General features: G+C 35.5%; 22 protein-coding genes. 12 read left to right on the plus strand and 10 right to left on the minus strand.

Going from position 1 to position 20,351, the window contains the following annotated elements; all coding sequences use genetic code 11:
- Positions 1 to 225: 225 nt before the first annotated feature.
- Positions 226 to 444: a hypothetical protein gene (locus tag DIT68_RS01255; protein ID WP_109357995.1), complete on the minus strand. Its 219-nt coding sequence runs from the start codon at positions 442 to 444 to the stop codon at positions 226 to 228.
- 1 nt (position 445) lies between these two features.
- Entirely contained in the window at positions 446 to 1,282 is an 837-nt protein-coding gene (locus DIT68_RS01260) for an alpha/beta hydrolase family protein (RefSeq protein WP_109357996.1), read from the minus strand.
- Positions 1,283 to 1,541: 259 nt separating this feature from the next.
- Between DIT68_RS01260 and DIT68_RS01265 the strand changes: the two genes are divergently transcribed.
- From DIT68_RS01265 to DIT68_RS01280, 4 genes are read left to right on the plus strand one after another with little or no spacing between them, the layout of a single operon-like run.
- Complete coding sequence (locus tag DIT68_RS01265; RefSeq protein ID WP_146194087.1) at positions 1,542 to 1,922, plus strand: hypothetical protein; 381 nt, start codon at positions 1,542 to 1,544, stop codon at positions 1,920 to 1,922.
- A 4-nt stretch (positions 1,923 to 1,926) separates the two neighbouring features.
- Positions 1,927 to 2,928: a CBS domain-containing protein gene (locus DIT68_RS01270; RefSeq protein WP_109357998.1), complete on the plus strand. Its 1,002-nt coding sequence runs from the start codon at positions 1,927 to 1,929 to the stop codon at positions 2,926 to 2,928.
- A complete protein-coding gene (gene aroF / locus DIT68_RS01275) occupies positions 2,925 to 3,923 on the plus strand; it encodes a 3-deoxy-7-phosphoheptulonate synthase (protein ID WP_109357999.1) in 999 nt (332 codons plus the stop codon). The genes DIT68_RS01270 and aroF overlap by 4 nt, the downstream gene beginning before the upstream one ends.
- Positions 3,923 to 4,600 (plus strand): KdsC family phosphatase, encoded by a 678-nt coding sequence (locus tag DIT68_RS01280; protein ID WP_109358000.1) that lies wholly within the window; start codon positions 3,923 to 3,925, stop codon positions 4,598 to 4,600. Before aroF ends, DIT68_RS01280 begins: the two co-directional genes overlap by 1 nt.
- A gap of 3 nt (positions 4,601 to 4,603) precedes the next feature.
- Here the strand turns inward: DIT68_RS01280 and DIT68_RS01285 are convergent, their stop codons facing one another.
- The 4 genes from DIT68_RS01285 to DIT68_RS01300 form a co-directional block, all read right to left on the minus strand.
- Positions 4,604 to 4,795: a hypothetical protein gene (locus DIT68_RS01285; protein ID WP_109358001.1), complete on the minus strand. Its 192-nt coding sequence runs from the start codon at positions 4,793 to 4,795 to the stop codon at positions 4,604 to 4,606.
- A 144-nt stretch (positions 4,796 to 4,939) separates the two neighbouring features.
- The gene (locus DIT68_RS01290; protein WP_109358002.1) at positions 4,940 to 5,512 is read right to left on the minus strand and encodes a hypothetical protein; all 573 of its coding nucleotides are present in this window, start codon (positions 5,510 to 5,512) and stop codon (positions 4,940 to 4,942) included.
- Positions 5,512 to 6,282, minus strand: a complete 771-nt coding sequence (locus tag DIT68_RS01295; RefSeq protein ID WP_109358003.1) for an META domain-containing protein — start codon at positions 6,280 to 6,282, stop codon at positions 5,512 to 5,514. Before DIT68_RS01295 ends, DIT68_RS01290 begins: the two co-directional genes overlap by 1 nt.
- A gap of 23 nt (positions 6,283 to 6,305) precedes the next feature.
- Positions 6,306 to 7,313 carry an amidohydrolase family protein gene (locus DIT68_RS01300; protein WP_199223362.1) on the minus strand — a complete coding sequence of 336 codons (1,008 nt, stop codon included), beginning with the start codon at positions 7,311 to 7,313 and terminating at the stop codon, positions 6,306 to 6,308.
- Positions 7,314 to 7,608: 295 nt separating this feature from the next.
- Between DIT68_RS01300 and DIT68_RS01305 the strand changes: the two genes are divergently transcribed.
- The 8 genes from DIT68_RS01305 to DIT68_RS01340 all read left to right on the plus strand — a co-directional run bounded on the left by DIT68_RS01305 (position 7,609) and on the right by DIT68_RS01340 (position 15,503).
- On the plus strand, positions 7,609 to 8,328 hold the full coding sequence (locus DIT68_RS01305) for a hypothetical protein (RefSeq protein ID WP_109358004.1): 720 nt from the start codon (positions 7,609 to 7,611) through the stop codon (positions 8,326 to 8,328).
- A 4-nt stretch (positions 8,329 to 8,332) separates the two neighbouring features.
- Positions 8,333 to 9,232, plus strand: a complete 900-nt coding sequence (locus DIT68_RS01310; protein ID WP_109358005.1) for an alpha/beta hydrolase — start codon at positions 8,333 to 8,335, stop codon at positions 9,230 to 9,232.
- A 296-nt stretch (positions 9,233 to 9,528) separates the two neighbouring features.
- On the plus strand, positions 9,529 to 9,888 hold the full coding sequence (locus tag DIT68_RS01315; RefSeq protein ID WP_109358006.1) for a hypothetical protein: 360 nt from the start codon (positions 9,529 to 9,531) through the stop codon (positions 9,886 to 9,888).
- A gap of 12 nt (positions 9,889 to 9,900) precedes the next feature.
- Complete coding sequence (locus DIT68_RS01320) at positions 9,901 to 12,165, plus strand: T9SS type B sorting domain-containing protein (RefSeq protein WP_109358007.1); 2,265 nt, start codon at positions 9,901 to 9,903, stop codon at positions 12,163 to 12,165.
- Positions 12,166 to 12,337: 172 nt separating this feature from the next.
- Positions 12,338 to 13,003, plus strand: coding sequence for a metal-dependent transcriptional regulator (locus tag DIT68_RS01325; protein ID WP_109358008.1), 666 nt, complete (start codon positions 12,338 to 12,340; stop codon positions 13,001 to 13,003).
- Positions 13,004 to 13,049: 46 nt separating this feature from the next.
- Complete coding sequence (locus DIT68_RS01330) at positions 13,050 to 13,490, plus strand: hypothetical protein (protein ID WP_233244129.1); 441 nt, start codon at positions 13,050 to 13,052, stop codon at positions 13,488 to 13,490.
- 110 nt (positions 13,491 to 13,600) lie between these two features.
- Positions 13,601 to 14,560 (plus strand): peptidoglycan DD-metalloendopeptidase family protein, encoded by a 960-nt coding sequence (locus DIT68_RS01335; protein WP_158276085.1) that lies wholly within the window; start codon positions 13,601 to 13,603, stop codon positions 14,558 to 14,560.
- A 64-nt stretch (positions 14,561 to 14,624) separates the two neighbouring features.
- Positions 14,625 to 15,503: a patatin-like phospholipase family protein gene (locus tag DIT68_RS01340; RefSeq protein ID WP_158276086.1), complete on the plus strand. Its 879-nt coding sequence runs from the start codon at positions 14,625 to 14,627 to the stop codon at positions 15,501 to 15,503.
- 68 nt (positions 15,504 to 15,571) lie between these two features.
- Here the strand turns inward: DIT68_RS01340 and rlmD are convergent, their stop codons facing one another.
- The 4 genes from rlmD to lpxD are packed head-to-tail and all read right to left on the minus strand — an operon-like array spanning position 15,572 to position 20,285.
- Positions 15,572 to 17,002 carry a 23S rRNA (uracil(1939)-C(5))-methyltransferase RlmD gene (gene rlmD / locus DIT68_RS01345; RefSeq protein ID WP_233244130.1) on the minus strand — a complete coding sequence of 477 codons (1,431 nt, stop codon included), beginning with the start codon at positions 17,000 to 17,002 and terminating at the stop codon, positions 15,572 to 15,574.
- Between the two features lie 45 nt (positions 17,003 to 17,047).
- Positions 17,048 to 17,824 carry an acyl-ACP--UDP-N-acetylglucosamine O-acyltransferase gene (lpxA, locus tag DIT68_RS01350; RefSeq protein ID WP_109358011.1) on the minus strand — a complete coding sequence of 259 codons (777 nt, stop codon included), beginning with the start codon at positions 17,822 to 17,824 and terminating at the stop codon, positions 17,048 to 17,050.
- A complete protein-coding gene (locus DIT68_RS01355; RefSeq protein ID WP_109358012.1) occupies positions 17,814 to 19,226 on the minus strand; it encodes a bifunctional UDP-3-O-[3-hydroxymyristoyl] N-acetylglucosamine deacetylase/3-hydroxyacyl-ACP dehydratase in 1,413 nt (470 codons plus the stop codon). Before DIT68_RS01355 ends, lpxA begins: the two co-directional genes overlap by 11 nt.
- Before the next feature lie 30 nt (positions 19,227 to 19,256).
- Positions 19,257 to 20,285 carry a UDP-3-O-(3-hydroxymyristoyl)glucosamine N-acyltransferase gene (lpxD, locus tag DIT68_RS01360; protein ID WP_109358013.1) on the minus strand — a complete coding sequence of 343 codons (1,029 nt, stop codon included), beginning with the start codon at positions 20,283 to 20,285 and terminating at the stop codon, positions 19,257 to 19,259.
- Positions 20,286 to 20,351: the final 66 nt, after the last annotated feature.

Raw genomic sequence — 20,351 nt, forward strand, 5'->3', positions numbered from 1 at the left:
TTAGAAGTGGATCATCGCGCGCTGTTTTTTTATCTGACTCTGCAAGATAATTTCACCATGACTATAACTTATCTCTGTAATCTCTTAGGAACGCTCAATTAGACTCCGCTGCAACTGATACCGTAAAGCGGTGGAGTAGGGTAATTTTAAACTGGATTTTTGAAAACGACATAAGCTGTGGTTTTTAAGGCTCCTATCCAATTAAAAACCAAAAAATAATATTCCTTAGTGTTCCTGAGGCTTTTTAAAAAATATTTGCCATTCAATGAGTAACCAAAGAATGATAAATACAAATTGAACGTTTTGAAGTTCAATTCTTAAGTTGATGTGCAATAGGAAGAAGAAAATGAGGTACAAAGTTACTGGGTAGAGAATACGGACAATAAATTTCACTCCTAAAGATAACTTACTCACCTTTTTTCTTAAGTTTTCGAGTAAATTCATATTATTCACCTTTTTCTTGATTTTCAATAAATTGAAAGGTTAACACGCAAGCCTCGTGTAACTTATTTGGCATTTCTTCTTCGGTGTATGGCTGATAGGTATTGAAAGTATGATTTGCTTTATTAATTATAATTAATTTACCTTCAGTCCAAAGTCCTAAAGCTTCAGATTCAGTAATAGAAACCGAGTCGTCAGCATCACCATGAATATGAAATGTGGGAACCTTAATATTTCTTGCACATTTTTCAATATCTAATTCATCTTTGTTTTCTAACCAATCTTCATACAAAACAAATTGATGTGGCATGTCTTGTTCAGTGCGCGAATTACGAACAGTATAGAAACCTTTTTCTCTCCAATTATCTAAAGTTTCTCCTTTAGGAAACCTAGTTCCAATGTCTGAAATACTGGCCCAAGTAGTAACAGATGATACTCTTGGGTCTTTCGCGGATAAAATCGCAATTCCACCACCTCGACTGTGTCCAATAAGGTGAATGCGCTTATTTTTTAGATCAACTTTTTGTTCTAACCAGTCTAAAGCATGTTTCAGGTCTTCAACTTCGTAGGTATATCTATTTAAAGAAAAGGCTTCTAAATCAGGAAAGTCAATTCCTTCATCAACAGTACCTCCGTTGTGACTCATGTTGAATTTACAAAATCCCATTCCGTTAGAAACGAAATACTGCTGAACCAAATTCCACGCTCCCCAATCCTTATATCCTTTGTAACCGTGAATAAAAACCACAATATCAGTATATTCAAAACTGTCTGGTGCTTCAAAATCAATTTGGGAATTGCGACCATTAGCCCCTTGGTAAACCATATTTGTAAGCTTCATTTTTACTTTCCTTGTTTTCTGTAAATCTAATAGATTTTCGTATACTTATGAATGCTTTTCTCGGAAATATAATAAGGCCAGCTCGAAACATACGATTTTTTAATTTAGATGTATTTATTTGGGACATTATTGGGAACTATAGAACTTAAGTTTAATTGACATTTGAGCTCTGCTAAATCTACTTAATATTTCTTATTCCTTCCATCTTTTCCTCTTTTAACCAACCGCTATTAGGATTATCTTTATATTTTTGAACATCATGAGAAATTGGGTTGTTATATTGTTGCTTGCCGTGCTTTTTCATTCTTGCGGAATCTCCATGGGTGACCGCATTGATAATGGAAATTTAAGTGTTTATTTTCTGGAAGGAATCAATAAAGAAAAAGCCATTAACTTTGCTAAGTATTGGAAAAACAACGGCTTTGTTGGTGAAAGACAGCAAGTTATTCAATTAGAAAAAGAGAATAAACGGGTTGTTGTTAAATTAATTGAACGCGAACTTTATCATAACGACCCAATCACCATTAATGAAGAAGCAATGTTACAGGAGTTAGAAAGGACCTTGAAAACGGAAATTTTTCACCAAGATGTGGAAATAATGATTACCGACAATACCTTTCGACCAATAATAAAAAGATAATTATATGAAAATTTCAGGATCAATATACTCTGATAAAAATAGATCTCTTAAAGAAACCATCCTCGATTTGGAAGCACATCAAGTGGATTTGTTGCATGTAGATTGCAACGATGATGTTCGTGTATTTGAAGATATTGAGAAAATTAGAACATGGTGTAATATGCCAATTGACTTGCACATTATAACAGAAACACCAGAAAAATATTTTGACCTGCTAAGAGAGCATCCGGTGGAGTATGTTACATTTCAATTTGAGCAGTTGACAGAGCAACTTGAAATTCCATCAGACATAAAAGGTGAAAAAGGATTGGCACTAATTACTCCAACTCCCGTGTCAGCATTTGATGCATACAGTTCCTTTGATTTTGTATTGTTCATGGCAACCATTCCCGGTCAAAGTGGAGGGGTTTTTGATCCGGAAAACTTTCGAAAAATAAGAGAATTCAAAAAGAAATATCCAAACAAGAATGTTCATGTAGATGGAGGAGTAAATGGAGAAGTGTCATTTATTCTCAGAAATATGGGAGTACATTCCTCTGTTTCTGGAAGCTTCTTGTTTAAAGGCGCTAGTGTAGGCCATGCATTGATGGATCTCACAAAACGGGCAATTGAATCTAGATTCATGATCAAAGATTTCATGATTCCAATTGAAGAGTGTCCGACTGTGGATTATGATACAATGACTTTTAAACAAGTGTTGGAGTCCATTGACGATGGAAAACAAGGTTTTACTTTGGTAGAAAAACAAGGAGAATTTGAAGGGATTATCTCTAACGCCGATGTGAGAAAAGCACTGATTAAAAATTTCGATAACATAACAGGTTTGCATGTTCGAGAAATGATCAACAGTAACCCAATTACAATTGATGCAGAAGCCAATGTGGATGAAATGTTGCTTGTGGTAAGAAAGCAGAGTTACCCAGTGATGTACATGCCCGTAATTAACAAAGAAAATAAAGCAAAAGGTATAGTTACCTTTATCAACTTAATTAAAGGAGAAATATGATTTTAAAATTAAATACATCAGTAAAAGGAGCTGAGGCTGCACAATTAGCAGAGGAAAACAAGGCGTTCCATATCACATATAAAGGGAGTGAACACTTAATAACTTCTTCTTCATTGAAAGAAGTGCCTTCAGCCTTAGCGGCTAAAGTGGATGACCACTGGGTTTTTGCAAATGATATGCAATTGGCTTCTCGTGAGTTTCAAAAAGAAACACGTGAAATTAAAATTGGAGATATAACAATAGGAGGGGACACGAAGAATACAATTCTAATTGGTGGACCTTGTTCCGTAGAATCTTTGGAGCAAATTCAAGAGAGTGCACAATTGATCAAATCTTTAGGCTTAACAACTTTGCGCGGAGGGTGCTACAAGCCAAGAACATCTCCATATAGTTTTCAAGGTTTAGGATTGGAGGGCTTGAAGTTGCTTGCGCAAATGCGTGAAGAACATGGCTTAAGTGTTATTACAGAAGTAAGAGATGCTACCCACGTGGATGAAGTGATTGAACACAGTGATATTGTTCAGATTGGGGCAAAAGCAATGTATGATCAAGGGATTTTGCGAGCGTGTGCTAAAATAAACAAACCTGTTTTATTGAAACGTGGATTTGGAACAACGCTCCAAGAATTTGTTCAAGCAGCTGAATTTATTTTATCTGGTGGAAACGATCAGGTTATTTTGTGTGAACGTGGAATTAGAACTTTCGAAACAAAAACAAGATTCACGCTGGATTTATGTGGTGTCGCATATTTACAAGAGTATACTAATTTGCCAATTGTTTTAGATCCAAGTCATGCCTTAGGCTATAGATATGGTGTTGAAAAATTAGCAAAAGCCTGTGTTGCTATGGGGATCGATGGTTTAATTATCGAAGCTCACCCAAATCCTTCAGTAGCTAAGTCTGATGCAGCACAACAATTAACTCACGAACAATTTAAAGCCATGAAATCTGCAATAGAACCTGTGGCAAGTAGTGTTGGTTATAAAATCGTATAATGGAACTATTAGCGGAAAATTTAGAAGCAATTTTAAGGAAAGGCAATAGCAGCTTGAATCAATACTTGGAAGAAAACGAGGTGTCTAAAGTTGAACATTTGACTTTGGGCACGCTCGAGCTCTTTTGTTATAGAAATGATATAGATTTCGTAAATCTGCTTTCATACAAAATGAACGTTGACCCTCAAAAGGCAAAGCGCATTAAACTATTGATTTTAGATGTTGATGGGGTAATGACAGATGCTGGAATGTTCTTTACGGAGAATGGAGATCAAATTAAAAAGTATAACGCCAAAGACGGAATGGCCATTATGGCTTTAAAAAAATCGGGTGTTGATGTAGGAATCATTTCTTCAGGATTTAAACTAGAAATGGTGAAAGCAAGAGCAGAGCTATTGAGAATCGAACATTTGTATGTTGGAAGAGATCCGAAGATTGACATTCTTAAAGGTTGGTGTGAAAAACTAAACATCAACTTATCAGAAGTTGGAATTATCGGGGACGATATCAACGATCTTCAAGTAATGAAAAGTGTTGGTTTTTCTGCAGCTCCTTCAGATGCTGTCCCTGTGGTGAAGGCAAACGTTGATTTAGTTTTAAACAGTAAAGGAGGGCGTGGTTGTGTGCGGGAGTTCATCGATCATTATTTATTAGACGAACCACTCCAAGGACATTAAAATTTATTCCGTTGTGCAAGAACCTTTAACTTCATCTTTTTTTGAACTTGGGTTCTTTAGTTCTTCGGAAACTGTTTGAGCTGCTAATAATTCAGACTTCGTTCCTAACTCGGCCAAAGAAGAATCAAATGATTGCGTTTTGTTCAGTTCTTGTTTGATTTTCCATTTCGGTATTTTCCTTACTTGTAATTCCATTGTTTTTTATTTTGACTAGTGTAAAGCAATAATAGTTCCAATTTTAATAAATAATTTGATTTATTGCTTTTTAAAATAAGACTATTTTTAACAAAAAAAGCATTCTCATGTCGAGAATGCTTATAGTCATTGTTTTACGATTTGTTAGTCTACCTGCATAATTAAAACGCCTAATTGGGTGTTTAATCCCATTATTGGTGTTGCAGCATAAGTCGAATTGTCATAAACTTTGGTTAGCGGTTCCTTAGTGTTTACCAATTCCTGTTTGTCTAAAATTTTTCCTTCATCCTTTTTATTCGTACTTAAAATAGTTTTTCCCGTTATATGGTTGACCAAAATTAAGCGCTCAACTTTGGCATTATTGAGCGATTGAACAAAGTACTGGTTTACTTGATTCATATTTTCAGCAATCATTTCGCTACGCACTGCCAAAGCTAAAGTACTCACTAACTGTTTTAAATGTTCTCCTTCAAGTACCTTTAACTCATCTTCGTGCGCTGTTTCAATCTCAGTTATTTGCTTCTCATAAGTAGAAATTGTTGTTCTGTTGGTGGCATAACCCCAAATGAGACTTACAGCAAGAAGTAATAAGAGGAATAGACTTAAAAAGTGTCTTTTCCAAAACGGCTTTTTCTTCTCTACTTTGCTATTCATAGCGGAAGAGTCAGACTTATCCGTACCTTCTCCAATCAATTTATCGTGTTCTTCAGTTTTCATTAATCAACTTTTTTTAGTGTAATACTTCCTTCTGTGGATTCGAGCGTTAAAATTAGTTTGTTGTAAGAGTAAATTGGTTTACTTCTTAAAATATTTAAAATTTCGTTTTCGATTGTAGAAGTTTCTCCGCAATACATCTTAGTTGACGATAAGGGCTCAATAATCATTTTGTTGTATTCAAAATTCAAATTACCATTCACTTGATTACATCCAGCAAAACCACTCATTTGTTTTGTTACTAAATTGAACTCAAAATGTGGTAATTCTTTTGGGAACTGTTTAGCATCTATCGCACGACCATTTATTTCATGAATAGCCCAAATGTCATGGAGTTGTGGTGTACCTCTGTAATATCCACATCCTTCATAATCTAAACCATTTTTCTCATTGGTTTTTCTAATCATTATGTTTACTTTCCTACCATTGCGCATACACTCAGCAATATCAATATTAACACGAATAACATGCGTTTTGCTTTCGGCGGTGATATTTACGATGTCTGCACCTTGAGCTACTACTTTTTCATTGTTTTCAGCCATAAATTGAATGTCATTCTTTGTATCTGTGAAAACTAATTTACCGTCAAAAGTTATGGATAGTTTCCAAGTATTATCTTTAGATTCGGCATAGAAATCAACTCCGCTAATATCCTGATGTGAAACTTCTGTTTTCAAATCTTCATTACTTTTAGTTTCTCTTTCTTTTGAATTGCCACATGACCAAAGAGATAATAGGGTTAAGGACAATAATATTGTTGTAATTTTTCTCATTTTTTTGTTCTATTTATTTACTATTAAATATAGTTATTCTTATCTAACTTAAGCCAATCAATTGTAGAATTAGCGAAAATGTCTTCTTTTACTTGCTGAGACAGATCACTATCTTCGATAAACTTGCCTATTTCAAGATCTCCCAAAGGGAATGGATAATCGGAACCTAAACAGATCTTTTTGCTGCCTTGCATTTTTAAAAGATACTTCAACATGTCAATATCGTGTGTAATACAGTCTATCCAGAATTTCCCTATGTATTCTCTTGGGTTAACAGGATTATCTATTGCTACTAGATCAGGTCTACAATTAAATCCGTGTTCTACTCTTCCAATTGTTGATAGAAAGGAACCACCTGCATGGGAGAAACAAACCCGTAATCCAGGTAAACGCTCCAATGTTCCACTAAAAATCAAAGAACAAGCTGCACGAGAAGTTTCAGCGGGCATACCAACCAACCAAGGCAGCCAGTATTTACGCATATCATCAAACCCCATCATGTCCCAAGGATGAATCATAACTGCCATTCCTAGGCGGTCACATGCTTCAAAAATCGGAAAAAATCTTTCTTCGCTTAAGTTTAATCCATTAATATTAGATCCAATTTGAATCCCTTTCATTCCTAATTTGGCAATTCGTTCTAATTCTTGAATGGCTAATTCAGTGTCCTGCATCGGTATTGTTCCTAATCCTATATAATGTTTAGGATAGCGATCTACTAAATCAATAATGTGGTCATTTAAATACTGACTAACTTCCAATCCATCTTTTGGGTTTGCCCAATAAGAAAACAAAACAGGAATTGTACAAACAACTTGAACCGATGTATTAAACTCTTTGTATTCAGTAATACGGACATCTTCTTCCCAACAGTTTTCTTTAATCGTTCTAAAATATTTACCTCCTTGAATCATGTCTGCTTTTCCATCATCTCTTTCTTCTAAAAAGATAAAATCCCCATATCCAAACTTTTTTGTCCAGTCAGGAAGTTTCTTTGGGATGATGTGGGTGTGCATATCGATTTTCAACATAGTTATTGTATTATGGTTTTCATTAATTTTTAGCATGTTAATTCTCTACAATCTCTTTTGTCCAGCAGATGAATTGTTTGTTAAATTTTGTTCTGCTCTTCTCTAAAGAACAAAGTCAAAATAATAATTGGTTTAATGCGACAAAATACCAAAAATATACGTGAATAACATTGCTGAATCAAGAAATAGAACAGAAAATTGATGTTATTTAATAAATCTGAAGCAATCTTCCTAGCTCTGAAGTTCTAGGGCCTTTTGTTTTTCAAATCTTGAATAAAAGCTCTATTTTTGAAAAATGAAATCGATATTTAATTTTTTTCTGGTTCTTGGAGTAGTTATTTTTATGCACTCCTGCGGCCCTGCAAGATTTGTTGAGCCCCTGAGAAAGCATCAAAATGCAATTGCTTTGGATGTAGGTGGACCAATTATCAAAGTTCCTGACCTTGCGGTTACACCCATACCATTTTCTTCCATCACTTATGGACGAGGTGTTTCAAATAAATTAACGCTTCATGGCAGTTGGTATACTACAGCCGCTATTTTTGGGGTGGCACAAGTTGGAGCCGGAGCAACTTATGGTGTTTGGAAAAGTAAAAGAAAAAAACATGGGGTTTCAACTATGCTAGGGTTTAACACAGCTGTTGATTTGTTTGAAAATAATTTTAAGTTTTGGCCACAGTTAGATGCCCATTATTATTTTAAATACAACTATAAAGAAAGAAATCAAGAAGATTTACTAACGAATGGTCGAAAAGTTGCTAATCTTTTTTACGCTGGTATTGGAACTTGGTATGAATTAGCAAGTAAAAAGGCACATGGTGAAAGACAAGAAACTGTTGTTGTACCAATGTTAAATATCGGGCATGACTTAAATTGGAAAAGGTGGACCTTCAAAACAGAAGTTAAATTGATAGCACCATTTTCATTAAATGAAGACATTGTTGTCGACTATTTTAGTTTAACAGGAAAGAACGGTGCCACGGGGCTGTACTTAGGGCTAATCCACAAATTTTAATCGAATGAAAAAGGTAGTATTAATAAGCATCGTAGGAGTTTCATTTTTGTTTTTGGGTTGCAAAAAACGACTCGATAGCTTTCTATTTAATAATGATAATTCTATAACTGAATATAAATTAGATAGTTATGGCGGGGATTTAGCATTGGAAGTTCCTATAGATTATCTTGTTCCCGATTCTGATATTCATTTATTTGAGTACGAAATCGTGGATGAAGGAGCTAAATTGAAAGTGTCGGCAATATTTGTAGGAGATTTAAATAAAATAAAAAGTGATACAGTAATTTTGTATTGTCATGGAAATAAAGATCATATGGACCATTATTGGCCACGACAAAAGCTCTTGAGTCATGTTGGAGAACAAGGTAGATACGGTGTCTTGATGTTTGATTACCCTGGATATGGACTGTCGCAAGGGACGCCATCTGAGCAAAACATATATGAGGCAACCAATGGAGCAATGAAATGGCTTTCTAAAAATGGTTTATCAAATGACAGATTGATTGTTTATGGTTATTCTTTGGGTAGCGCGCCTGCCACAAAATCTGTCGGTGACAAACCATTTGTGATGGTTCCAAGTAAAATTATTCTTGAAGCTCCTTTCGCTAGCAGTGAGGTTATGATTCAAGACGCTGCCATTTTAGGAATGCCTTCATCTTTTTTTGTAAATGCAAAAATTGATAATGCGGAACAAATCAAAAAGTGTACTGTTCCCTTGTTTTGGTTACACGGAGTAAATGACGATTTTTTATCAATAGATTCGCACGGAAGATTGGTTTATAATAATCATAAAACAAGTTGGAAGATAAAAAATGAAGTGCCAGGTGCAGGTCACAGTGATGTGCCCACTTTCATAGGTTATTCAGATTATCTGAATGAAATTTTAAACTTTATTGTTAATTAGCCCATTGACAAAAATGACCTGATTTTAGATGGTGATTACATTTTAGCGATATCTAAGTTCCCAACGGTGAAATATTCGTTAATTTGCGCTTAATTGATACAGAAACTGTTGCGAATGTATTAATGTATGTTTGAGCAATGAAAATTGAATATAATAAATGAATAGGCAACCAATAGGAAAGCCCACCGTTAATTAAGTGCAGTAAGCATGTATTTATTTCTTAGAAGTAAATTGATTGTTTTTTTAACTTTAGAAATTTTTTAATTATGATGAGTAAGTTTTTTACATTAGTTTTTATGACACTTGTAACAGTAAGTGTTGCATACAGTCAAGTATACGAAGGTGTTTACGAAAATTCAAATGAAGAGGTGAGGGCTAGATTGGACCAGAACAAAATTTCAGGAATTGATATTTTGACTGATGTTGTCGCTCATCACGAGTTTAAGGTAGCGAGTTTAGACGATAATAAAAGAACGAAGTTATTCAACTTAGCGAAAAGCAATCAATACACAGAAGAGTTCCTTTTTAATGAAGAATTAAATTCTTTTACTCTTCTTAGCTCTGCTCATATGACGAAAGAAATGATCGTTGACCTAATAGAATCTTCAAACTTAACGTTAGTTGAATATGCCGTGGTGTATTCAATTGTCGAATAAAAAAATATTAGTATGAAAAATATAAATTGGTTTATCTGTTTTTTAGTCTTTTTTGCCACTGTAACTGTTAATGCCCAGATCACGCCGGGTAATAACTGTGACGATGCAAGTTGTAGTACCCAAGGTAGCTATTCTAGCCAGACTGGTTCACCAAGCATGGGAACGTTTGGCTGCTTGTTTAGTACTCCAAATGCCAACTGGATTGCCATTAACACCACAACAAGTGGAAGTATTCATTATGTACTAACGCAAACAAATTCTAACGGTGGCGGAATCGATGTTGATTTTGCTGTGTATGGACCATATACTAGCGTATCAGCGGGTTGTCCTATCACAGGTAGTACACCAACAGTGGATTGTTCTTACTCTGCAGCTTCTGTAGAAAATATTGATATTCCGAATGCTCAGGCAGGAGATGTGTACATTATTCTGATTACGAATTATAATGGGTCTGCTGGAACAATTAGCCTTACTCCTAATGCTAACAATCCTTCTACCGCAACTGTAGATTGTAATATTAACTTTACAGGTGTCGTTACTTCTACTCCAGCTTTATGTGGACAAGCTACAGGAAGTGTTAGCGTTGTTCCTTCAGGAGGTTTTGCACCATATACTTACTCGTGGAACACACCAGGTAATCCAACTACTGCCTCAGTTTCAAATGTACCTCCAGGAACATACACCGTTACAATAACTTCTTCGCCAGATCCAGTTTCAGGTGCATCTTATATACCTACAACACTAACAGTAACGGTAAATGACCAAGTAACTACTGCATCAGCAACCTCAACAACAGTGTCTTGTCCAGGAGGAAGTGATGGAACAGCAAGTGCAAGCTCTACAGCTCCTGGTACGCTTTCTTACCAATGGAATGATCCAAATAACCAAACTACACAAACCGCTGTAGGATTATCAGCAGGTACTTATGAATGCGTTGTTACTTCGAGTACAGGGTGTGTAAATACCGCTCAAGTAACAGTTGATGAAATTCCTGGTATGCAATTACAAATAACGAATCAAGTGGATGTAACTTGTAATAGCGGTTCAGATGGAATTGCGGAAATTGCAGTGACAGACGGTTCTGTACCTTACACTTTTGATTGGACAGGTTCTAATTCTACCTCTGAATTAGCAGATGATTTAGCTTTAGGTACAACTACCGTAACGGTTACAGATAATCAAGGTTGTGTGATTACAGAAGATATTTTTATAGACCAACCTGAAGCCTTGGAAATTGCTCAGATGTCTCAAGATACAATAATCTGTATTGGGGATTCAGTTCGACTTTTTGCTCAAGGAACAGGAGGAAGTAGTCCTTACATTTATAGTTGGTCGAGTAACAATCAAAATGTTGCAAGCGGTAATGAAATTTATGTAACACCTACAGGACCATTTACAGAATACTGTTTGACATTAAGCGAACAATGCGGTTCGCCTGTTGATAACGCATGTGTGATTGTAGAATATCCCGCAGAGGTCAATCCAAACCTATCACCAGACATAACAGGAGCATGTTACCCTGTTGAAGTTCAGTTTGATAATACAACAAATACTTCAGAAACTGTGAACTACACGATTTGGACCTACAGTGATGGGGCAAAAGATACGGTTCCAGGTGATAACCCTGCAGTACACGAATTTGGAGAAGGTATGTTTGGGGTGGATATGGAAGTTGTTACAGCCAGAGGTTGCCGATACAAAAACTCATTTCCTAATTTAATTGAAGGGTATCCTTATCCAGAGGCTGGTTTTTATGTTAATCCAAATCCAGCTTCTATTTTTGAGCCTAAAGTAACAGCTTACAGTCAATCTAGTAACGATATTATTTCGTATGAATGGTTTGCAGAAGGAGCAAAACCAGAATATTCCTCAATTCAAAATCCAACTTTTACTTACTCAAATGAAGTTCAGAACTATCCATTAATTCTTGTTGTAGAAAATGGGTTTGGATGTACGGACACTTTGCAGAAATTAGTTAGAATTGAAAATGAAGTATTAGTATTTTCACCAAATACATTCACACCAGATGGTGATGGCGTAAATGATACATGGAAGGTTGATATTCAAGGAATCGACGTTCAAAATTTCCAGCTTGAAATCTTTAATAGATGGGGTGAAAAAGTATTCGAATCTTTAGACCCTGAAGGAGAGTGGAGTGGAACGTATGGTGATGGAAGAATCGTTAAAGACGGCGCCTACATTTGGACTATTAGGGCATATGATTTTGAAAATGATAATAAATATGAATTCAAAGGAACTGTTACTGTATTGAAGTAAGCCCTTCAACGCAGCACTCAGTCAATAATTTAAGACCGCTAGAAATAGCGGTCTTTTTTATTTTACAATCAAGAATTATGAGTAAAATCTTAAGCGCTATTAGACAATTAAAGGCGATTTCGAGTTAATACTAAATAAGTCTTTATATTTGTATTTCATATAAAAGTGCCCAATGGATTATTTAACGCAAAGCGAGGAAAACTACATCAAAGCAATTTACTATTTACAGAAAGATGTTGAAAAACCTGTAGGAACAAATGACCTTGCGAATAGAATGGAGACAAAAGCCAGTTCAGTTACTGATATGGTGAGAAGGTTGTCTGAAAAATCGCTTATAATCTACGAGAAATATAAAGGGTGTGAATTAACAGAGCTTGGAAGGGAAGTTGCGCTAAAAACAATTAGAAAACACAGGCTTTGGGAAACATTTTTAGTAGAAAAATTGAACTTTGGATGGGAGGAAGTGCATGAAATAGCTGAACAATTGGAGCACATTCAATCTGTGGAATTAACCAATCGTTTAGATAAATTTTTAAACTTTCCCAAGTTTGATCCACATGGAGATCCAATTCCTGATCGTAATGGAATAATTGCACAAAGAGAGGAAACATATAAGTTGATAGATTTAGAGCTGGATATTCCTGCAGTTGTAATTGGGGTTGCAGATAACTCAGCTTCTTTTCTAAAGTATTTGGATAAACACGGTATTCAGTTAGGCGTGGCAGTTCAGGTGAAAGACCGTTTTGAATTTGATAATTCTACAGAGATTTTATTAAATGGTAAAGACCTAAATCTTTCTGCAGAGGCTTCCTCAAAAATAACAGTACAAGTGAAATAAATTGAGCTAATTCATTTGAAAATTATTACCGAACATTAAAGAGAACATGGATTTATCAAAAACAATTTTGACCGACTTAAAAGAGCAGGAGCATACTTTACCTTCTCTGCTGCAAAAGAATAAATTAAATCTTATTTTATTTTACAATACCAATTGTTTGGGTTGTACTGGTAGGGCCATTCCTTTAGCTTATAAACTAGATCAGGAATATTCATTTTTATCCTTAATCGTTATTCATTCAAATTTTAGAAAAGAGCTCTTCACTAAAGACGAAGTTTTATCCGTCTTTACCGGTCAAGAAAGCCCAATACCGATTTACAGAGAACTGCGACATGAACTGTATGATACTTTTAATTGTGAAGGAACTCCACATTGGGTTTTAATGAATGATAAGGAAGAAATACTGCATTCATTCTTTGGTTCTCAGGAGGGGGCGCAAATAAAGTTACAATACGCCATTGATGAATTTGAAGCAGAGTTTTCATAATTCTTCTGTTTACAACTTTTAACATTGCGTAAAAAAAAGAATTGTTTTTAATTCTAAATTTGCCTCACTAATTTCAGTCAAGTAATATGATTGAGTATTCAAACGCATTAATGAGGTACCTAGTAATATTAAGTGTTTTTTTTACATTCGTAAATACCTTAACTGCTCAGTCAGTGAAAGACACTATTGATTCTCCAAACGGAAAAATTTTAATTTATGAAAATCACACATGGGAATACCTAGACGATTTAGAATTTGATGGGGTATTAAATGATTTTATCCACAATTATTTTTCAAATGATTCTCTTTTAAATTATCAATGGCCTTGGGATAGTGAATTATGCTACTCTTCTAATAAATCAAACGATTTATCCCTAATGAAAGACACATTGTGGTTGTGTGTAACAGATTCTATTTATTCAGATTTTGTAATGCCTTTTGATGGAAAAGTTACCTCAAGATATGGTTATCGACGAGGTCGTTACCACAATGGAATTGACATAGATCTTTCCACAGGTGATTCAGTAGTTGCTGCTTTCGATGGAAAAGTCAGGTATGCCAAAATGAATAAATCTGGATTCGGAAATCTTGTTATTATTAGACACTTTAATGGTTTGGAAACTTTTTATGCTCATTTATCGGAAATGAGTGTAGTACCTAATCAATTTGTGAAAGCAGGCGATTTAATAGGACTGGGAGGAAACACAGGGAATTCCTATGGTTCTCACCTTCACTTTGAAGTTCGATTTTATGACGCCCCTATGAATCCCGAAGAGATTATTGATTTCAAAAATAAAAAAGTAAGAGACGAAAACCTCTTTGTTCACAATGGATTATTTAGACCCGGAGCATCACCAAGTTATATCAATCACAATTTATCGGCCTCTGCCGGACATACAATGGCGGCGTCATCGGCGAGGGTTGCTGAACCCTATTACCGTATAAAAAGTGGAGATACTTTGGGGCATATTGCTAGACGCAATAAAACAACCATTAGTCAACTGTGTAGGTTAAATAACATTAGGCCAACAACAACCCTTAAAATTGGCAGAAGATTACGTGTAAGGTGATAAAACCTAAAACTAGGAATTTTTAGGAATACGATGATCTTTTGTTTATCTTACTAAAATGCAAATGAAAAAGAGAAAACTAAAAGTCATTATTTCTATTGATGGAGGAGGTATTAGGGGTGTATTACCGCTAATGGTTCTGAATCATATCGATGCTCTAATTAAGCAAAATAATCTTGGAGAAAATCTTTGTAGTAATATTGATTTAATCGCTGGAACGTCTACAGGCGCAATTATTTCAGCAGGTTTAATCGTTAAGGAAAATAATAAAAATCTATACTCAGTTGATGATTTGTTAGCACTATATACATTAAGAGGTCCACAATTATTCAATTTATCCAATCCGTCTAGTGAAAAATCGGAAGGCTTAAGACTAGTTCTTAAAAGACGATTTAAAGATATTTTACTTTCTGATTTAGATATCAATTATGCATTTGTGAGTTATGATAAAAACACAAATCTTCCCTTTGTGTTTGGTCGAGACAATGGATTGTTTTCTTCAGTTTCACTGAGTACAGCACTTGCTGCATGTAGTGCAGTTCCAGGGTATTTTCCTCCAGTAAAAATCAAAGAATTTGAGTTGATTGATGGAATTATGGCTGCCAAAAATCCAGCCCAAATCGCATTTGAACATGCCAAGACTTATTTTCCAAATGAGACCTACTTGTTGCTGAGTTTTGGTACGGGACAATTAAAAGGGGATATGTATGACGAGATGGAAAGAGCTGTTGATGCTGTTGATAGCTCTTTGAAATCTGTAGCGGAGAATAATAATCACCTTATTTATTACAGATTTCAGCCAGAAATTTTAACGGCAAAGCCACAAATGGATAACGCCACTCCAAAAAATATACAGGCTTTGGTAGCGGATGGAGAAACTTTTATTGCAAAAAACAAAGCACTTTTTAATTCCTTAATTGAGGACTGGAAAGAAAATCAATAATTTTAAACAAGAAAAAAGCCACTCTTTTCGGAGTAGCTTTTATCAAAAATATTCTTCTCATCTGAGTTTTATTTTTCAAACAATCCAATCGCTTCAATATGGCTTGTGTGTGGAAATTGATCCACTAGACTAATCTTTTTCGTTGTATAGCCATGTTCTTCAAGTGTTTTAATATCTCGTGCTTGGGTTGAAGGATTACAAGAGATGTAAACAATTCTTTGGGCTCCCAATTGAATTACTTTCAATAGTGTTTTTGGTGCAATTCCAGCTCTAGGAGGGTCTAAAACAATTGTATCTATTTTACCCTCGTAATGTGGATATGCTTTGAGAAACTTCCCTACATCCGCAGCAAAAAATTCTACACCAGTGATGTTATTTCTTTTTGCATTTCTTTTTGCATCTGCAATTGCTTCTGCTACTATATCTACACCAATAATTTTAGTGTCGTCTGTTCTTTGTGTTAGCAATTGACCAATAGTTCCAGTACCACAAAATAAGTCCATAACGACCTTTCCTTTTAGCGATCGATCACCTTCAAAAACATAATCTAAGGCTTTATTGTAGAGTCGTTCGGCGCTCTTTGGATTTGTTTGGAAGAAACTCTCCATACTTATTTCAAAAAATAATCCATTAAGTTCTTCGATCACATGGTCTTTACCAAATGCTAAAATACAATCACCGTTTTCAATTTTTGCACGATCTGCAACATTATCGTTAATGGTGTGCTGGAAGCCTGCGATTCTATCTCCCATTTTATCCTTTAGGAAATTGGCTACCGCCTCTAAATCGAAATCTTCAATTCCTTCAGAAGAAGTAACAAGATTAATCAGCAGTTTATCTTCGTAAAAAGATTTTCGCACAACGATGTGTCGGAAAAAACCATCTTTTCTTGGAGGATGCCAAGCAGGTAGTCCTGTTTCGAATAAAAAGCTTCTAAATTCTTTTAAAAAGTTTTCCCATTGTGCATCAAATAATCCAGAAGCTTTGTTTAGGCTTTCCACTTTCCACCATGTTCCGCGGTGCTTAAATCCTAATGCAAATGCATCATCAATTTCCTCATCGCTATCTATATCATGTTCAATTCTAGAGAATGAATACTCCATTTTATTTCTATAATGGTAGTGCTCGGGAGAGGGGATAAATTCATCAAAGAGTTCCTCTATATTCTGAAGATTTCCTAAACGACGGTATACCTCTAAGGTTACCTTCTTCTTTTGTTCTTCCTGAATAATTGGAGGTACGTGAATGTAAGGACCTCCGCTAATTTCTTGATATTCAGAAGGTATTTCTTGCGGAGATCTTTCCAGTACTTTTAACAAGCTACACTCTGCATGTTTCTTTCTTTTCTTTACGATTCTAGCCAATACTTTTTGACCAGGAAACGCATTTTGTACAAAAAGAACAAAGGCTCCGTTTTCGTCATGAATACGAGCAATACCTTTTCCACCAAATGCCATGTCTTCAATAACAAGCTCTATTGTTTCTCCACGTTTAATCAATGAGAATAAATTTTATATGTAAATATCTAAAGGGATTAAGAGGGACTACATCAATCCTCTAATAATTCCTTTTTCACTATTTTTTACAAAGTCTACAACGAGTTTTTTTAGCTCGTGGTCTGCAATTTCAGTTTCAAGGCATTGAAGGCCGTTGGTGATATTATTGTTCTGTACGAATAGAATTCGGTAAATATCTTCAATCACCTTAATTTCACTGTCAGAAAAATTCCTTCGGCGTAATCCTACAGCATTAATACCAGCGTAGCTCAATGGTTCGCGGGCTGCGCGTACAAATGGCGGTACATTTTTACGGATTAAACTAGCTCCTGCAATGAAGGAGTGAGCTCCAATATGAACAAATTGCTGGGCTGCGGCCTTACCTTCAATAATCGCATAGTCATCTATGGTGACATGACCTGATAAGCCCACATAATTTGCTAAAATTACGTTGTTACCTAAAGTACAATCATGAGCCACATGAACATAACCCATCAAAAGACAATTGTCACCAACAGAAGTTTTCATTTTATCTGTTGTTCCTCTGTGAATGGTAACACACTCTCGAATCACTGTATTATTTCCTATTTCTACAGTAGTATATTCCCCTCCAAATTTTAAATCTTGGGGAACAGCGCCAATTACGGCGCCTGGATATATTCTACAGTTATTTCCAATTCGAGTACCAGGATAAATGGTAACATTTGGTCCGATATGACAACCGTCTCCGATTGTTACATCTTCGTATATAGAGGTAAAAGCCTCAACTGTAACATCGGTTCCGATTTTAGCTTCAGAGGATACAGACGATAGATTACTGATCATTTTCTACTTTATCTTTAATTACTTGAGCCAACATTTCGGCTTCAACCGCTAATTTTCCGTTAATATAACCTTTTCCGCCCATATTAACTAAACCACGACGCATAGGAGATAATAATTTTAATTCAAAAACAATTGTATCACCGGGAATAACTTTCTGCTTGAATTTTACATTATCTATTTTCATAAAGTAAGTAGAGTAGAGGTGTGGCTCGTCTACTTTACTGAGTGCAAAAATTCCTCCGCATTGTGCCATGGCTTCTACTTGCAGAACACCTGGGAAAATTGGATTTCCTGGAAAGTGACCTGTAAATTGAGGCTCGTTCATTGTAATGTTCTTTACTCCAACGATAGTATCTTCTGTAATTTCCATTACCTTATCCACCAATAAGAATGGGTAACGGTGTGGAAGCATTTTCTCTATGTCATTAATATCGTAAAGTGGGTCTTTTTCTAGATCAAATTTACGAGGAGCATTTTTCTGCTTTTTGATTTGTTCTTTCAGAACTTTTGCAAAACGTGTGTTTCCAGAGTGACCTGGTCTAGCGGCTAAAATATGCGCTTTAATGGGTTTACCTACCAAAGCTAAATCACCCACAATGTCTAATAACTTATGACGTGCGGGTTCATTTTGAAATTTCATTTGGTAGTTATTCAAGGTTCCAATTCCTTTGTACTTTACCTCTAATCCTTCTTTTCCAAGTAATTTGGCTAGCCTATCTAACTCTTCTTGACTAACGTCTTCACGTTCTACCAAAATGATTGCATTATCAATGTCTCCACCTTTAATCAAGCCGTTTTTAGCTAAAAACTCCAGTTCTTTAAGAAAAACAAAAGTTTTACAGGTAGAAATCTGCTCTTTAAACTCTTCTATTTTATAAATTGTGGCATGCTGAGTACCTAAAACAGGAGAGTTGTAATCAACCATTACAGTTAGCCTGTAAACACTATCGGGTACAGCTAAAAATTCGATTCCTTTATCCACATCCTCCCATGGAATAACTTCATCTAATTCCAAATATTCTCTCACTGCCTTTTGTTCTTCATAACCAACAGATTCGATGGCTTGAACAAAAGGATATGAACTACCATCCATAATTGGAATTTCTGGACCGGAAATCTTAATCAAAGCATTATCTACTTGCATTCCATAAAGTGCTGCCAAAACATGCTCGGTTGTGTATACTTTGGCTCCGTTTTTTTCTAAGGTAGTTCCTCTTTCAGTAGAAACAACTAAATCTGCATCAGCCTCAATAATTGGTTCTCCTTCAATATCTGTTCGTTGAAATTTGTATCCGTGATTATCTGGTGCGGGGCACAATTCAATAGTTACTTTTTCACCGGTGTGTAGTCCTACTCCGATAAGCTTTATAGCGCTTTTTAATGTTCTTTGATTTTCAATCATAGCCTAATTAATAACCGATTTCGGTAGATTTTATTTAAGTTTTTCTTCAATTTCTTGTAAACGTTTCAATATAGATGGTAATCTTCTAAACCCAACAAAAGATCTTTTAAAATCATCCATTGGGATTCCAGGAGATCCCATTAAAACGGTATCTGGTTTTTTGACACTGCCAGGAATTCCTGATTGTGCAACAATTTGTGTTCTATCTGCAATTTTAATGTGTCCACTAATTCCAACTTGCCCGCCAATTAAAACATTCTGGCCAATTTTTGTAGAGCCAGCTACTCCAGCTTGCGCTGCCATAGCAGAGTTTAATCCAATTTCTACGTTGTGCGCGACCTGTACTAAATTATCAATTTTAACACCGCGTCGTAAAATGGTTGAGCCTAAGGTAGCACGATCAATGGTTGCATTTGCTCCAACATCAACGTGATCTTCAAGTATAACATTTCCAATTTGAGGAACTTTTTGAAACTCACCTTTTTCATTTGGAGCGAACCCAAAACCATCAGACCCAATTACTGCGCCCGCATGAACTAAACAGGATTTTCCCACCACGCAGTCATGATAAATGGAAACGTTAGGGTGAAGTGTTGTTGAATCTCCAATTTTCACATTGTCACCAACGTAAGTATTGGGATATATTTTTACATTATCTCCAATCACAGCATTTTCTCCAATGTAGGCATTAGCACCTATGTAACAGTCTTGTCCTATTTTTGCTGATTCGGAAACGAAGGCATTTCTCTCAATTTGTGGTTTTTTTTGATTCATTTGATCATAAACCTCCAAAAGTTTTGCAAAGCAACTGTAAGGGTCTTCTACCTTAACTAAAGTTAGTGAGCTAGGTAATTCTTTTGATGGATTAAAAGATTTAGCAACAATTGCAATTGAAGCTTTCGTTTCGTAAATATGAGGTTCGTACTTCATATTTGATAAGAATGTTAATGTGTTGGGTTGACCTTCCTCTATTTTAGAAAGACCGGATACCTTAACGTGTTCATCACCTTGAACCTCACCATCTAAGATACCTGCAATTTGTTCTGCTGAAAATTCCATTCTTCAAAAATATAAAAAGAGTTTGTTCAAACCCTCTTGATTCGCTTTATTTTTCCACAATTCCAC

This window comes from Brumimicrobium oceani (genome assembly GCF_003143775.1).
In the GTDB taxonomy this organism is placed as follows: Bacteria; Bacteroidota; Bacteroidia; order Flavobacteriales_D; family Crocinitomicaceae; genus Brumimicrobium; species Brumimicrobium oceani.